This window comes from Burkholderia sp. Ac-20384 (assembly GCF_017104605.1).
Taxonomy (GTDB): domain Bacteria; phylum Pseudomonadota; class Gammaproteobacteria; order Burkholderiales; family Burkholderiaceae; genus Burkholderia; species Burkholderia lata.
Map to the genome: position 1 here is coordinate 25,236 of NZ_JAAGPE010000025.1, position 12,700 is coordinate 37,935.

12 protein-coding genes are annotated in these 12,700 nt (G+C 65.3%); 10 read left to right on the top strand and 2 right to left on the bottom strand.

All coding sequences use genetic code 11. The features are described from left to right. Positions 1 to 3: 3 nt before the first annotated feature. The 3 genes from G3O00_RS07395 to G3O00_RS07405 all read left to right on the top strand — a co-directional run bounded on the left by G3O00_RS07395 (position 4) and on the right by G3O00_RS07405 (position 3,463). Positions 4 to 1,443, top strand: a complete 1,440-nt coding sequence (locus G3O00_RS07395) for an aldehyde dehydrogenase family protein (protein ID WP_206142610.1) — start codon at positions 4 to 6, stop codon at positions 1,441 to 1,443. 22 nt (positions 1,444 to 1,465) lie between these two features. Then, positions 1,466 to 2,206, top strand: coding sequence for a glutamine amidotransferase (locus G3O00_RS07400; protein ID WP_206142589.1), 741 nt, complete (start codon positions 1,466 to 1,468; stop codon positions 2,204 to 2,206). A 108-nt stretch (positions 2,207 to 2,314) separates the two neighbouring features. Beyond that, positions 2,315 to 3,463 carry a branched-chain amino acid ABC transporter substrate-binding protein gene (locus G3O00_RS07405; RefSeq protein WP_206142590.1) on the top strand — a complete coding sequence of 383 codons (1,149 nt, stop codon included), beginning with the start codon at positions 2,315 to 2,317 and terminating at the stop codon, positions 3,461 to 3,463. A 66-nt stretch (positions 3,464 to 3,529) separates the two neighbouring features. Here G3O00_RS07405 and G3O00_RS07410 read toward each other — a convergent pair whose 3' ends face one another. Further along, positions 3,530 to 3,730, bottom strand: coding sequence for a hypothetical protein (locus G3O00_RS07410; RefSeq protein ID WP_241025021.1), 201 nt, complete (start codon positions 3,728 to 3,730; stop codon positions 3,530 to 3,532). Between the two features lie 278 nt (positions 3,731 to 4,008). Next, positions 4,009 to 4,956 carry a choline ABC transporter substrate-binding protein gene (choX, locus tag G3O00_RS07415; protein ID WP_206142591.1) on the bottom strand — a complete coding sequence of 316 codons (948 nt, stop codon included), beginning with the start codon at positions 4,954 to 4,956 and terminating at the stop codon, positions 4,009 to 4,011. 309 nt (positions 4,957 to 5,265) lie between these two features. Here choX and G3O00_RS07420 point away from each other — a divergent pair, with 309 nt between their 5' ends. From G3O00_RS07420 to G3O00_RS07450, 7 genes are all read left to right on the top strand, one after another. Continuing rightward, a complete protein-coding gene (locus tag G3O00_RS07420; protein WP_206142592.1) occupies positions 5,266 to 6,408 on the top strand; it encodes an SRPBCC family protein in 1,143 nt (380 codons plus the stop codon). Between the two features lie 147 nt (positions 6,409 to 6,555). Beyond that, positions 6,556 to 7,485, top strand: coding sequence for a 3-keto-5-aminohexanoate cleavage protein (locus G3O00_RS07425; RefSeq protein ID WP_206142593.1), 930 nt, complete (start codon positions 6,556 to 6,558; stop codon positions 7,483 to 7,485). A gap of 44 nt (positions 7,486 to 7,529) precedes the next feature. Continuing rightward, positions 7,530 to 8,957, top strand: a complete 1,428-nt coding sequence (locus G3O00_RS07430; RefSeq protein WP_206142594.1) for a gamma-aminobutyraldehyde dehydrogenase — start codon at positions 7,530 to 7,532, stop codon at positions 8,955 to 8,957. Between the two features lie 82 nt (positions 8,958 to 9,039). After that, positions 9,040 to 10,020 (top strand): PDR/VanB family oxidoreductase, encoded by a 981-nt coding sequence (locus G3O00_RS07435; RefSeq protein WP_206142595.1) that lies wholly within the window; start codon positions 9,040 to 9,042, stop codon positions 10,018 to 10,020. A 66-nt stretch (positions 10,021 to 10,086) separates the two neighbouring features. Beyond that, complete coding sequence (locus tag G3O00_RS07440; RefSeq protein ID WP_206142596.1) at positions 10,087 to 11,088, top strand: 3-hydroxyacyl-CoA dehydrogenase NAD-binding domain-containing protein; 1,002 nt, start codon at positions 10,087 to 10,089, stop codon at positions 11,086 to 11,088. A gap of 69 nt (positions 11,089 to 11,157) precedes the next feature. Next, a complete protein-coding gene (locus G3O00_RS07445; protein ID WP_206142597.1) occupies positions 11,158 to 11,637 on the top strand; it encodes a thioesterase family protein in 480 nt (159 codons plus the stop codon). 131 nt (positions 11,638 to 11,768) lie between these two features. Next, positions 11,769 to 12,662 (top strand): LysR substrate-binding domain-containing protein, encoded by an 894-nt coding sequence (locus G3O00_RS07450; RefSeq protein ID WP_206142598.1) that lies wholly within the window; start codon positions 11,769 to 11,771, stop codon positions 12,660 to 12,662. The last annotated feature ends 38 nt before the right edge of the window (positions 12,663 to 12,700 follow it).

Below are 12,700 nucleotides of genomic sequence, written 5' to 3' on the forward strand. Positions count from 1 at the left end.
ATCATCAAGACCAGTTTCGTCGACGGCGCGTTCGTCGAGCCCGACAGTCAGGCCGATTGCCTCGAGAACCGCAATCCGTCGAACCCCGCCGAGATCGTCGATCGCTTTTCCCGCACCGATGCGGTGCTTGCCGAGAAGGCGATCCAGGCTGCAGCGAAAGCAAGCCGCACATGGCGCCGGAGCAACCCGCAGGTGCGCGCCACTATCCTCGATCGCATCGGCAGCGAAATTCTTGCGCGCCGCCAGGAGCTGGCCGAACTGCTGGCGCGCGAGGAAGGCAAGATCGTGCGCGAGGCGCTGGGCGAAGTGGACCGGGCCGGCCACTCGTTCAAGTTCTACGCGCAGGAAGCACTGCGCGCGAACGGCGAGAAATACGATTCCGTGCGCGAAGGCGTGGGCATCGACGTGTTCACGCAGCCGGTCGGCGTGGTGGGCATCATCAGCCCATGGAACTTCCCGATCGCGATCCCGGCGTGGAAGATCGCGCCGGCGCTCGCGTACGGTAATGCGGTCGTGTTCAAGCCGGCCGAGCTGGTGCCTTCGTCGGCGTGGGCGCTGGCGGAAATCATTTCGCGCTCCGGGTTGCCGGCCGGCGTCTTCAACATGCTGATCGGGCCGGGCCGCACCGTTGGCGACGCCATTCTGCGTTCGCCGCAGGTTGACGCGATCACGTTCACCGGTTCCGAAGGCACCGGACGGCAGGTCGCGCGGATCGCGGCCGAGCGGCTGGTGCGCGTGCAACTGGAAATGGGCGGCAAGAACCCGCTCGTCGTGCTGGACGACGCCGATCTGGACGTCGCCGTCGAGGTGGCGCTGAACGGTTCGTTTCATTCGACCGGCCAGCGTTGCACGGCCAGCTCGCGGGTGATCGTGACGGCCGGCATTCACGACGCGTTCGTCGAACGGCTCGCCGAGCGCACTCGTGCGCTGCGTGTGGGCGATGCGCTGAGTGCCGACACCGATATCGGGCCGGTGGTCGATCCGGGCCAGCTCAGGCAGAACCTTGCGTATGTCGAATCGGGGCTGCAGGAGGGCGCAACGCTGATGTGCGGCGGCAATCATCTGGACAACGACAAGGATGCCTATCATTTCTCGCCCGCGTTGTTTATCGATGTGCAGCCGCACATGCGTATCTACCGCGAGGAGATCTTCGGGCCGGTGCTGGCCGTGCTGAAGGTCGCGGATTACGACGCGGCGCTGGCAGCCGCGGAGGACACGCCGTTCGGCCTGTCCGCCGGCATCGTCACGACGTCGTTGAAGCATGCGGAGGACTTCAAGCGCCGCTCGTCGGCCGGCATGGTGATGGTGAACTTGCCGACGGCGGGCGTGGACTATCACGTTCCGTTCGGCGGCAACCGCGGGTCGAGTCTCGGCCCGCGCGAGCAAGGAACGTATGCGCGCCAGTTCTTCACGCGGGTGAAGACCGCGTATCAGCTTTCCTGAACGTCCGCTAGGGGTCTTTCGAATGTCCGTCACTGCTTCGCGCACCAAGCCGCTTGTCGTGGTCAAGCTGGGCTCCACCTTCTCCGGGCTGTCGTCGGAACGGGGGGATTTCGAGCACTGGTTTCGCGATGCAGTGGCCGACGGAGATCTTCCCGTGCGGATTCTGGACGCCGCAGCCCGCCCGGCGCTGCCGGAACCCGATGCGCTGGCCGGCGTGATATTGACAGGATCCAGCAGCATGGTGACGGACCGCTTGCCATGGAGCGAGCGCTTGCGCCCGTGGCTAGCGCGGATCGTCGCCGAGGGCTTGCCGGTACTGGGCGTTTGCTACGGGCATCAGCTTTTGGCCGATGCGCTGGGTGGTGAGGTCGGCCAGCGTTCGCAGGGGGTCGAGATCGGGACGGTATCGGTGACGCGCAATGCGGGTTCCGACGGCGATCCGCTGTTCGGCGCACTACCGCGACAGTTTCCCGCGCATTGCGTGCACTGGCAGTCCGTTTTGCGCCTGCCGGCGAATGCGTGTGTGCTTGCCGGCTCGGCGGCCGATTCGCACCAGGCGTACCGGGTGGGTGAGCGGGCGTGGGGCGTGCAATTTCATCCGGAGTTTTCCGAACTCGCCATGCGTTTTTATATCGACGCGTATGTGGACGAGCTAACGCAGGACGGTCGTGACCCGGCATACCTGCACGCCGAGGTTCAGCCGACGGCAGACAGTGCGCGCCTGCTGCTCGCATTTGCAAAGCTTTGTCGCTCGCGTACGTGAGCGTGGGGTCGTCGGCCGAGTCGGGACGACGTTTTTAGTTGAAGTCGAATTGAAATCTGGCCGACGGCAAGCGCCTTGCCGATTCCTTCAGTCACCGGAGTTGAACTCATGCTCAATATTCGTCAGAGAGTGCTTGCCACGACCGTCAGCGTCATCGCCTTATCCGTCGCTTGTAGCCAGGCCAATGCACAGCAGGTAGTCAGGATCGGCGTATCGAGCCCACTTACCGGGATCAATGCCGCCAACGGCAAGGATCTCGAGAATGGCGTGCGTCTCGCGGTCGAGGAGGCCAATGCACAGCACATCAAGCTAGCCGGTCAGGACGTCCGCTTCGAGGTCGATTCGGTGGATGACCAGTCCGATCCGCGCATTGGCGTTCAGGTCGCGCAGAAGCTCGTGGATGACGGTGTAGTCGCGGTTGTCGGGTACTACAACTCGGGCGTTGCGTTGCCGTCCGCACCGGTCTTCGCGAAGGCCGGCATCCCGCTGATCGATCCGGCTGCGACCAATCCAGCCATCACGCGCCAGGGTTTGAAGACCGTGTTCCGCATCATCGCGACGGACACCCAGAATTCCGGCAATGCGGGCAAGTATGCGGTGACGGTCATGAAGGCCCGGCGGATCGGGGTGATGGACGACCGCACCGCATTCGGCCAAGGGGCGGTCGAGGAATTCAAGAAGGCCGTCGCGGCTGCAGGCGGCACGATCGTCGCGGCAGAGTACACGAACGACAAGGCGGTCGAGTTCAGCGCGCAGCTGACGAACCTCAAGGCGGCGAACGTAGACATGCTGTTCTACGGCGGTGGCGACAATCAGGCGGCACTGATCACGAAGCGGATGCGCCAGCTCGGCATGCGCACGCAGTTCGTCGGCAGTGGCGGCATCGCGGACAGCATTTTCGTCAACGTGGCCGGACCTGCCGCTGAAGGCGCGATGGCGTGGGAATACGGCCGGCCGATCGGCACGCTGCCGCAGGGCAAGGCGTTCGAGCAGAAGTTCAAGAAGCGGTTCGGCGCGGACATCCTCACCTATGCGCCGTTTGCGTACGATTGCGCGTGGGTGGCGATCAACGCGATGAAGCAGGCCAATTCCGCGAAGCCTGCGGAGTTCGTGCCGGCGCTGCGTGCCACGCACTACGAGGGCATTACGGGAAAGATCGCGTTCGACGCGAATGGCGATCTGAAGAATCCGACGTCGACGCTTTATCAGGTAAAGAGCGGCCGCTGGGCGCCTGTGACGACGATCGGGGCGGAGTAGCGCCGGCTGGGTCGCGTGATCGTGTCGGGCGGCCATGTCTGTGCCGCTGTCGACGCAATCCGCGATTCACGCGTCGGTTTTCCGCGCACGCGATTTGCCCGCCGCAGGAAACATGCTGCCACCACGTGGCCGATTCGGTTCGATCCGCATCTGCCGGATCACGCGCCGGAAATCGATCTCGTACGCGGCCAGCGTGCTGATCAGCTTCGTGATGACCGCGACACCGAGAAGACCAATGCGCCCGACAGCGGCAAGCAATGGACGCAGGTGTTCGCTGAAGGTTGAGGCGGCCGGATGCTGCGGGATGTCGGGCACCTACGGGCACGAGGCGCGCAATCGCGAGACCTTGTCGGCCGGCTGCCTTATCGCCGGTTCCTCGCTTCATCGACCATCGAGCACCATCGCTCCAGCGGATGCCGGGCGAGCAGCGCTGCGCAATGAATCGCAAGCGCCGGCAAGCGGAGCAGGAAACCCTTCCATCGATCGGCCATCGTGTTCTCCGGTGTCCCGTATGCGAAGCGGGCGATGTGTGTCGCCCGCGCCCTCTATAGTCCGAGCGCCGTTTTCACGGTGGCCAGCCCGTTCCTGCCGTCGAAACTTGTGACTCCGTCGAGCCAGCCGTCGAGCACGTCGGGATGTTGCCGGAGGTACGCCCTTGCCGCGTCATCCGGCCGCGTCTTGTTCATCACGTCGAGCATCAACCGGTTTTCCATGTCGGTCGTAAAGCGCAGGTTCGAGACCAGCCGCCCCGCATTCGGGCAGCGTTGGGCAAAGCCGTTCGCCGTCAGCGTATACACGCGGGCTTCCCCATAGTTCGGGCCGAACGACGCATCGCCGCCGGCGAGATACTGGATCGGCACCTGGATGTTCATCGGGTGCGGCGCCCAGCCGATGAATACCACCCACTTCTTTTCGCGTACCGCGCGCTGGACGGTGACCAGCATGCCGGCTTCGCTCGATTCGACGAGTTTGAATCCGCGCAGGCCGTGCTCGTTGTTGTCGATCATCCGCTGAATCGTGGCGTTCGCGCTGCTGCCCGGTTCGATGCCGTAGATCTTTCCGTCGAGTTCGGCGCGGTGCTTCGCGATGTCGTCGAACGACCGGAGCCCGCCCTGGTACGCGTAGTCGACCGTCGCGAGCGTTTCCTTCGCGCCGGACAGGTTCGGCGGCTCGAGCTTCACGAACGCATGCGAATCGAGGAACGGCTGGATCTGCTTGTCCTGAATGGGCCACCAGTAGCCGAGCGACACGTCGATCTGCCGGCTCTTCAGTCCGGCGAAGGAGATCGGTACGGACGACAGCGTCGTCGTCGGGCGATAGCCGAGACTCTCGAGCAGCAGCGACGCCAGCGCCGTGGTGACCGTAATGTCGGTCCAGCCGATATTCGAGAGCCGCACCGGTCGGCACGCCGCGTCGTCTTGCGCGGAAGCCATGCCGGGCAGCGACGACGCGATGGCCAGCGTCGTGAGCATGCGAGCCATTCTGGATTTCATGTTCGGGCCGGAAGAAAGGGGTGAGGGGCAAGGGTTTCGAAAGGCACCCGGGTTCACGCGTGAAAAGTGGAACCGCGCTGCACACCATGCTAGCGAAGCCGCCGGAACGGGAAACCGCCAATTGCGACATCAAGTTATGAAAATCGGCCGGCTCGTGCCGCTGCCGCGCATGCGGTGGTCCAGCCCAAGTTTTTTTGGGGCAAATGGCTTTTTTTTCATCGTTTGCGAAGGCCATGACCGATGCGTAACTTCAGCACCGAAGCGCAATTTGCCGAATCGAAAATCCCGTCCCCCTTTCAGGAGCATGCAATGAGCGAATGTCTCGCGCAGCAGGACCTCGAGATCGCCGGCCGTGCATTCAATGCGAAGGACGTCGCCGCCTCGTCGACGCTGAATGCGAAGTGCTACACGGACCCGAAGTACTTTGACGCGGAACTGGACGCCGTTTTCCGCCGATCGTGGCAGTGGGTGTGTCATGCGGAAAAGGTGCGCGAGCCGGGCGCCTACTACGTGGCCGACGTGGCCGGGCGGAGCATCGCCGTGGTGCGCGACCGGGCCGGCAGCCTGCGCGCGTTCTACAACGTCTGCAAGCACCGCGCGCATCACCTGCTTGCCGGCGAAGGCAAGGCACGCGTGATCACGTGCCCTTATCACGCGTGGAGCTACAACCTCGATGGCGGCCTGCGCCAGGCGCCGATGACGGAGACGCTGATCGACTTCAGGAAAGAGGATATCTGCCTGTCGCAAGTGCAGGTCGAGGAATTCTGCGGGTTCGTGTACGTGAACATGGACCCGGCCGCCGCGTCGCTCGCGTCGCAAAGCGGGGACCTGAAAGCCGAGATCGACCGGTTCGCGCCGGACGTCGGCACGCTGACGTTCGCGCGCCGTCTGCAGTTCGATATCCGGTCGAACTGGAAGAATGTCGTCGACAACTTCCTCGAGTGCTACCACTGCCCGACCGCCCACAAGGATTTCGTGAGCCTGCTGCAGTTCGACACCTACAAGGTGACGACGCACGGGATCTACTCGAGCCACATGGCGAAAGGCGGCAACGCCGGCAACACCGCGTACAGCGTGGAAGGTGCGACCTGCGACGACCACGCGGTGTGGTGGGTCTGGCCCAACACGTGCCTGCTGCGCTATCCGGGCCGCGCGAATTTCCTCGTGCTGAACATCATCCCGGTGGCGCCCGATCGCACGATCGAGACCTACGACTTCTACTTCGAATCCGCCGAGCCGACGCCGCAGGAGATCGAGGCGATCAACTACGTCCGCGACGTGCTGCAGCAGGAGGACATCGACCTGGTCGAAAGCGTGCAGCGCGGCATGAGCACGCCCGCGTTCGAAAGCGGCCGGATCGTAAGCGATCCGCAGCAGTCGGGCATGAGCGAGCACGCGCTGCATCACTTCCACGGGCTGGTGCTGAAGGCCTATCAGGATGCGCTGAAGTAACGCGGTCGTGGCATGCCGTCGCGCGCCGGCACCTCGCCGGACCGATGGCGGCGCGCTCGAATCGTCTTGCGAATACCGGTGTGTCGAGACAAACGCGAATGCGATCGCGACGACACCGGCCAACCTGCACAAGTGAAGGTCATCTCCATGTCGAACAGCATCATCATCACCTGCGCGGTCACGGGCGGCATCCACACGCCGACCATGTCGCCCCACCTGCCCATCACGCCCGCGCAGATCGCGGCGGAATCGATCGCGGCGGCCGAAGCCGGCGCATCGATCATCCATCTGCATGCACGCGACCCGGAAACGGGGCGGCCGACGCCCGACCCGAAAGTGTTCATGCAGTTCCTGCCCGTCATCAAGGCGAACTGCGACGCGATCATCAACGTGTCGACCGGCGGCGGCCTGGGCATGACGCTCGAACAGCGTCTCGAAGCGGCCCTCGTCGCGAAGCCCGAGATGGCGTCGCTCAACTGCGGGTCGCTCAATTTCGGCATCTTCCCGATGCTGCAGAAACACGCCGAATGGCAGCACGACTGGGAGCCCGCGTTTCTCGACATGACGCGCGACTTCGTGTTCAAGAACACGTTCAAGGACATCGAATACACGCTGCGCGAACTCGGCGACACGCACGGGACGCGCTTCGAGTTCGAGTGCTACGACCTCGGCCACCTGTACAACCTCGCGTATTTCGTCGACAAGGGGCTGCTGAAGCCGCCGTTCTTCATCCAGATGATCTTCGGGATCCTCGGCGGGATGGGGGCCGATACGGACAACCTGAGCCATCTGCACAGCATCGCGCAACGGCTGTTCGGAGACGGCTTCGAATGGTCCGTCCTCGCGGCCGGGCGCAACCAGATGAAATTCGCGACGCAGTCCGCCGTGATGGGCGGCAACGTGCGCGTCGGGCTCGAGGACAACCTGTACATCGATCGCGGCCAGCTGGCGGCGTCGAATGCCGACCAGGTCCGCAAGATCCGGCGCATCGTCGAGGAGCTCGGCTTCACGGTCGCGACGCCCGCCGAGGCGCGCGTGCGGCTGGGCCTGAAGGGCCGCGACCAGGTCGGGTTCTGAGCGCGGTCGCACATCTTTCCGGATCTCAAACAGGTCGATTAGTCATGCAAACGATGAACCTGATCAATGGTGAGCGGGTAGCGGGTGACGGAGAAGCGTTTCCGGTCGTCAACCCGGCGACGGGCGACACCGTCGTCACGATGCGCGATGCGTCGGCCGAGCAGGTCGATGCGGCCGTCGCGGCGGCGGCCGCGGCATTCCCGTCGTGGTCCGCGACACCGCCGGGCGCGCGGGCGGCGCGCCTGCTGGCACTGGCGGATGCGATCGAGGAACGCGCGGACGCGTTCGCGGCGCTCGAATCGCTGAACTGCGGCAAGCCGCTGCACGCGGTGAAGGCGGACGAGCTGCCGTTGACCGTCGACGTGTTTCGTTTCATGGCCGGCGCCGCGCGTTGCGTGTCGGCATCCAGCGCGGGCGAGTACGTGGCCGGGTTCACGTCGATGATCCGGCGCGACGCGGTCGGCGTGGTGGGATCGATCGCGCCGTGGAACTATCCGCTGATGATGGCGGCGTGGAAGCTGGCGCCGGCGCTGGCGGCCGGCTGCCCGGTCGTCCTGAAGCCGTCGGAGCTCACGCCGCTGACGTCGCTGCGGGTCGCGGAACTGGCGGCCGAGCTCTTTCCGCGCGGGGTCGTCAACGTGGTCGTCGGCCGTGGCGCGACGACGGGCGATGCGCTGATCAACCATCGTCAGCTCGATCTCGTGTCGCTGACCGGCGGCCCCGCGACGGCGAGCCGGATTCTCGAAGCGTCGTCGCGCAAGCTGATGCATACGCACATGGAGCTGGGCGGGAAGGCGCCGGTCATCGTGTTCGACGACGCGAACCTGGACGCGGCCGTCGAAGGCATTCGCAACGCGGCGTTCTTCAACGCCGGGCAGGATTGCGCGCAGCCTTGCAGGCTCTACGTCGAGGACGGGATCTACGACACCTTCGTCGCGAACCTGGCGAATCGCGTCGCGTCGATCCGGCTCGGCGCACCGGACGATACACGTACCGAAATGGGGCCGGTGATCTCCGAAGGCCATCGCCGGCGCATCGCCGGTTTCGTGGACCGCGCGCGTGACCTGCGTCATGTGGAGATACTCACCGGCGGGCGCGATGTCGCCGGCGGCGGCTACTTCTACGAGCCGACGATCGTCGCGCATGCGCGGCAGGACGACGAGATCGTTCAGCGTGAGGTGTTCGGCCCGGTCATCTCCATCACGCGGTTCAGCGGCGCGGAACAGGCGATTCATTACGCGAACGACAGCCCGTATGGCCTCGCGTCGTCGATCTGGACACGCGACGTGGGCAAGGCGATGACGGTCGCGTCACGCCTGCGTTGCGGCATCACGTGGATCAACGCGCATGGCGTGGCCACCGCCGAAATGCCGCACGGCGGCATGAAGGCTTCCGGATACGGGAGCGACATGTCCGTCTACGCGCTCGAGAACTACACGACGGTGCGGCACGTACAGATCGCACACGTGTAGCGGTCTATTTTCGGCGAGCGGGTAGCGCCTGCCGACGGACCGGCGGCGACCCGGCATCCACTCACCAGATCCAGAGGTAACGATGACGCAACATCAAAGCGGTGCGCTGGACCGGCAAGTGCTGATCGTGCGGGCGGTGGCCGACGAGGCCAACGGTATCCGCAGCTACGAACTGGCCACGGAGGACGACGCGGACCTGCCGGCCTACGAGCCGGGCGCGCACGTGGCCGTCCACCTCGAAAACGGCATCACGCGACAGTATTCACTCTACGAAGCAGCCGGGCTCCGGAGAACCTACCGGATTGCCGTGCTGAAGGATCCGGCAAGCCGTGGCGGCTCGCGCTTTCTGCATGAACAGGTGGGCGTCGGTGAGCGAGTGCGGATCAGCGGGCCATACAACCATTTTCCGATGACGGCCGGCGCGACGTCGTCGCTGCTGATCGCGGGCGGCATCGGGATCACGCCGATCCTGTCGATGGCGGCTCGCCTGTTCAGCGAAGGGCAGCCGTTCGCGTTGCATTACTGCGCGCGGCGCGAGCAGGACGCGGCGTTCGTCGATCTCCTGCGGCGCGGTGTGCCGTTCGCGGCGCACGTGCACCTGCATTTCGACGGAGGCGATCCGGGCAAGGGGCTCGACGTCCGGTCGCTTCTCTCAGGCGTGACGGAAGGCCGCCATCTCTATTGCTGCGGCCCCGGCGGCCTGATGAATGCGGTGGAAGCCGCGGCGTCGCACTGGCCGGCGGGTACCGTGCATTTCGAGCGCTTTGCCGCCGAGACGGCGGACGCAGCGGAGAACACGGCCTTCCGGATCCATCTGTGCAAATCCGGCCTGGACCTGGACGTGCCCGCCGACAAGAGCGTGCTGCAGGTGCTGAAGCACGCGGGGTTCGACATCAGCACGGTCTGCGAGCAGGGCGTGTGCGGCGCATGCCTGACCGACGTGGTCGACGGCGTGCCGGAGCACCGCGATCAGATCCTGACCGACGACGAGAAGCGCGCGAACGACGTGATGGCGGTGTGTTGTTCCCGGTCGAGATCGCCTCGACTGGTGCTGGACCTGTAATGACGCCCGGCGGGCGGATCTCGACCGCCGGTCTCCCGATACTCGAATTCAGGATGGAAGAGCACGATGAGCACGCAGCATGACATGCCCCATGGCATCGAAGTCGTTGGCATTCTCGGCGCCGGCACGATCGGCGCAAGCTGGGCCGCGCTGTTTCTGGCGGCCGGGCTGGAGGTCGACGTATACGATCCGTCGCCGGAAGGGGAGGCGTTCGTTCGCGACTATGTGCGTCACGCGTGGCCGAGCCTGGAGCGGCTCGGGTTGGCCCGGCGGGGTGACCCGGGACGGTTGCGCTTCGTGTCGACGCCCGAGGAAGCCGTGGCCCGCGCGCAGTTCGTGCAGGAAAGCGTGCCCGAGCGGATCGAGATCAAGCATGCGCTGTACCGGCGCATCGAGGATCATCTCGATCCTCGCGCGATCGTCTGCTCCAGCGCATCGGGCCTGCTCGTGAAGGAAATGCAGGCGGGCTGGAAGAACCCGGGCCGCTTCATCCTCGGGCATCCGTTCAATCCGCCTCATCTGATTCCGCTGGTCGAGCTGCTGGGCAACGAGAAGACCGAGTCCGGCGTGCTGGAACTCGCCGAGCAGTTCTACGCCGCCTGCGGAAAGATCACGATCCGGGTCAACAAGGAAGTGCCGGGCCACGTCGCGAACCGGTTGCAGGCGGCACTGTGGCGGGAAGCGATTCATCTGGTGGTCGAAGGGGTCGCGACGGTCGGCGACGTCGACAAGGCCGTTTCTGCCGGCCCGGGCCTGCGATGGTCGGTGATGGGGCCGCACATGCTGTTCAACCTCGGCAGCGGCGGCCACGGGCTCGGCGTCTTCTGCGAGCGTTTTGCGCCGTCGTTCCATCGCTGGTGGGACGATCTCGGCCATCCGACGCTCGATCCGGAGACGATCCGGAAACTGGTCGACGGCGTGAAGGCGGAAGAAGACGGCCGGCAATTCCACGACCTGGCGGCGGAGCGCGACCGCAAGATCGTCGAAGCGAGCAAGGCGATCACGGATGCGGCGTACCCGACCCGCGCGATCGATGTGGTGGGCGAGCGGAAGGTCGCGGCCCGATGAAACCCGCCGGGCGCCGGCACGAAGCCGCCGCCCGGCATACGTCGACGACACGTCGAAGGATGGCGCCAGATGCAAGCGGAACTCGTGGTCCATGAAGGGCAGGTACGCGCGGAGTGGATCGACTACAACGGGCACATGAACGACGCGTGCTACGTGCGCGTGTTCAGCGAGTCGATCGACCGCTGGCTGGACGGCATCGGGATGGACGACGCGTTCCGATCGCGCGAGCGGGTGTCGGTCTATACGCTGCAAACCGTCGTGCATTACCTGAAGGAAATCGGGCTGGGCGCGCCGTTCGTCGTCACGGCCCGCGTGCTCGAGCACGACAGCAGGAAATGTCGGGTTTTCCTGACCATGCGGCACCCGATCGACGCCGAACACTTTGCTACGATGGAAGCCCTTTTGCTGCACGTGGACATGACGCTTCGGCGCAGCACGGCGTTTCGCGAGCAGACGCTGGCGCGGCTCGACGCGCTGTTTGCCGCGCAGCGAGATGCCCCGTTGCCGGCGCAAGCGGGTCGAGGCCTTTCACTGGTGAAAGGACAGTGATGTTCGCGTCGATGAACCGGCTCGACTCAGGCGGCAATGCACGTTGCGCCGGTCCGGCGGCCCGCCCGCTTCGACGCGCCGCAATACGACCGACTTCCGTCCCGAGAGAAGCCCCCGACATGGTTAGCCGCTTGAAGCACCTCCCGCCGCTGTCGTATCTCACCGCGTTCGAGGCAGCGGCCCGGCATGAGAGTTTCACGAGTGCCGCCGAGGAACTGTGCGTGACCCAGAGCGCGATCAGCCGGCAGATACGGCTGCTCGAGGAAACGCTGGGCTGCGCGTTGTTCGTGCGGTCTCACAAGGCGGTGTCGCTCACCGACGGCGGGCGGAAGTTCCAGCGGACCGTCAATGCGGCGCTGGATCTGCTGGCCGCCGCCGCGTACGAATTGCGCGTGCAGGCGTCGACGTCGACGGTCACGGTGTCGGCGGATCTCGCGATCGCGTCGCACTGGCTGATTCCGCGCCTGCCGAAGTTTCGGGCCGAGCATCCGGAGATCATCATTCACGTCGATGCGTCGGATGAGGACACGCGCAACATCCGGGAAGGCGCGGACCTGGCGATCCAGTTCGGCGACGGCTACTGGCCGGCCTGCAACGCGCGGTTCCTGCTCGAGGAAGAGATCTTCCCGGTGTGCACGCCGGCGTATCTGGCCCGACTCGCGCCGATGGCGCACACGCGGGATCTGCTGAGCGCGACGTTGATCCATCTCGAGACGCGTCATTGGGACTGGATGGACTGGGCGACCTGGTTCGCGCATCACGACATCGCGCTGACCGAGCCGCGGCAGGACCTCTACATCAACAACTATCCGGCAGTCCTGCAGGCCGCGATGGGCGGGCAGGGCATCGCGATGGGATGGCGCTATCTGGCCGACGACATGCTGGCGACCGGGGTGCTGGTGCGGCCGATCGAGACCTCGGTGCGGACCGGCCGCGGGTTTTATCTGCTGCATCCGAGCGATACGTTGTTGAGCCCGGAGGCGCGGATCTTCTGCGACTGGATCGTCGGGCAATGCGCGGAATAGGGATGGCCGGCGGCGCGTGAAAGCGGGCGCCGACCGGC